Below are 2,634 nucleotides of genomic sequence, written 5' to 3'. Positions count from 1 at the left end.
GCTTCGGAATTAGAAGCTGCCAAAAAGTAGCGCCCGGTTTGACTGTAACCTTTTAGCCATCCTTGACCAGGTTAATCAATCAACGTATAATCGTATCCATTTTATGGATTTATAGGCTGAATACCAAACATCAAGGGCCGACCCTTTTAGCTCCGCTCTGGAGGATCGGAAGCCGAGACAGCCCTTCTTTTTCTGGGCAGGTGTCACCGAACCACATGGTCCCTGGGGAGCCGAAAACTATTTACTGCTGGAAAAGGAGTTCGGGATGACGCTGGATCGGATTCCCATGCCGCCGTATGTGGAAGACACAGAGTCCAATCGGAAACAACGGGCGAATATTCTCTATGAAATTTGTTACGCCGATCTGCATCTCAGCCGCATGCTCGCGCACCTGGAGTCCATTGGTGAGTTGGAGAACACCCTGATTGTAGTCACTTCCGACAACGGAACACCGGTTTCCGGGATGAATCAAGGTCGGGGCAAATCCTCGCCCTATGATTTCGGAGTGCACGAGCCGCTGGCTATCCTGTGGCCGTCCCGTGTTCCTGGCGGGAGAACGGTAACCGACTTTGTCAACTTCAGGGACCTGGCGCCCACCTTTTTGGAACTGGCGGGGATTTCTCCACCCGAAAGCATGTCGGGCAAAAGCCTGGTGCCCATTTTACTTTCTGAAAAATCCGGTCGAATCGAGAAAGCGAGAAGCTGGATGATGACAGGGCTGGAATGGCATGGAGAGTTTGATCCTGAAACGAGGTCTTCAAGAACCATCAGGAACGACCATTATTCCTACATTGTTCGTTTCAATAACGTGGACAAAAATAACCTGCCACTCTCTCGCAAGGAACTTATGAAGCCTTACCAGATCGAGTTTTATGACTTGAAGAACGATCCCTGGGAGCAGAATAATCTCATCGATGAGCCACGCTATGCCCGGGAAATCGAAAAGCTCGCCCGACAAATGAGAGCTTACGGACTGAAGACCAAGGATCCTCGTGTGACGGGGGACATGGACATTTTTGTCAAGTCCCGTGAGTATGTGCAGATGCGCAAACGAATCGGTTATGGAGAAACGATGACGCTTCCTTTTAATTGAGGCACCGGTCCAATTAATCGTGGTTTCATTTCAATGTGTAAATTCTCGGGATTCCTATTTCGACCGCATTTGAACTATTGATACCAGCACAGAATTTCCCTTCTTCGATAATGCGGGCGAAGCAGGCCCATGTCCCTTCCATGGGAACGGCAATCTTTTTGATCAGGATTCGCTCTCCGCTGACCGGTGTCGGATCAATGACCTCATCCGTCCATTCGGCATTGCGATAATCGCCGACAGGGTCGGTTGTGGAATACAGCGTGAGGCTGTTAAGTTGTTTCACGTTCGAGAGGGTGGCGTAAATGAGAACCTCTCCGTTGCGCTCTTCCGATTCCAGCCGGACTTCCGGAATGCTTTGTCCGAGCAATCCCGCCGCCACCGAGAAACGCCACCCGGCGGCATGATCCACGGTTTCTTTCCCGTGGCCGGTGTTCGGAACGCGCATGAACGCTTTTTTGCACGGCAAATTGTCAAAGTAATCTTTCGCGGACATCATGTGGTGCAAATGGTCGTTCGTACCAGTTCCGATCATGACGAATTTTTCGCTCAGAAGCTTATACCAATGGCTCACGTCGAAGAGTTTTCGCATATATCGGCCCTTGGGCGAGATTAGATAGTTCATCGACTCTCGCGCCGAATCTCCCGCCGGTCCTGTATCTTTGGGTCTGATATCCCAGCCCCAGCGTTCGCCCTTCAGGCGTGTGGAGGCTTCGAGGTCGCCGGTGTCCCACGCAGTCGGGTAACAGGCGACAATACGCGGATCACCCGCACAGGCGATAATGGCCGCCATGCCGCCTTTTGAACTTCCCGAGACAATGAAACGATCGGCCTTCACTTCGGGAATCATTTGTGATGCCGTGGCCATGCCCGAAAAAACCCGGGCCAACGCATAGTATCCTGCTTCGCGAGCGTCGCCCGTCTCATTGAATCTTTCGATGCTTTCCGACATCACCTGGCCCATCGTCCTCATGCCGTAGTCGCGTTGATTGAACGAGCTTTGGATGGTCACGCAGGGAACGCCCATCTGGATCACCAGGTACTCGATCCAGTCGTTGTCTGCCGTGAGAACCGTGCCTTGTTTATTCCCGCCATTACAGATGGCGGCCACTCCCCGTGCATGCTCGGGGATTTCCGGATCGGGAAGATACACCCGCCCCACGTGATTGGCCTTCAGGCCGAGAAGGGGGTTGGCGGTGAATGTGAAATCGATGGTGCGCATCGTTTTGCCTTCATAGATCTGGCAATCGACCGTTTTGACCGGCTCCCGGGAAAACGTAATCCGGTCGGGATTAATCGGGGCGTCCTTCTGAAACAGTTCCGTAAGGGACGCAAAGAGGGGAACCGTCTCCCCGTTGGCGTAACCCAAACCTGTACTGAAAGAAAGCGCCGCCAAAACGAGCATTGAATCCAGGACCCCTGCAAGCACGGATCCGCAAAGGAAAGAAAATATAGAACGCATGAATCAACTCCTTTTCGTGGAAGATAAAATGGTCTAAGAAGTTTAAACCTAAATCCGTGAGATAATTGAGTTTGGCCGCATG

1 protein-coding gene and 1 pseudogene are annotated in these 2,634 nt (G+C 52.1%); one reads left to right on the top strand and one right to left on the bottom strand.

Translation table 11 applies throughout. The features are described 5' to 3' along the window. Positions 1-151 precede the first annotated feature (151 nt). Positions 152-1,093: pseudogene (locus O3C43_25120) on the top strand (sulfatase-like hydrolase/transferase). Positions 1,094-1,118: 25 nt separating this feature from the next. Here O3C43_25120 and O3C43_25115 read toward each other — a convergent pair. Next, on the bottom strand, positions 1,119-2,552 hold the full coding sequence (locus O3C43_25115) for a PhoPQ-activated protein PqaA family protein (protein MDA1069771.1): 1,434 nt from the start codon (positions 2,550-2,552) through the stop codon (positions 1,119-1,121). Positions 2,553-2,634: the final 82 nt, after the last annotated feature.

Source organism: Verrucomicrobiota bacterium (assembly GCA_027622555.1).
Taxonomy (GTDB): Bacteria; Verrucomicrobiota; Verrucomicrobiia; order Opitutales; family UBA2995; genus UBA2995.
The sequence above is the reverse complement of the archived record's forward strand: the minus strand, read 5'-3'. Positions and strand labels throughout refer to the sequence as shown.

Excerpts from the sequence above, each read along its gene's own strand:
- O3C43_25115 (MDA1069771.1), bottom strand. The coding sequence starts at position 2,552 with ATGCGTTCTATATTTTCTTTCCTTTGCGGATCCGTGCTTGCAGGGGTC.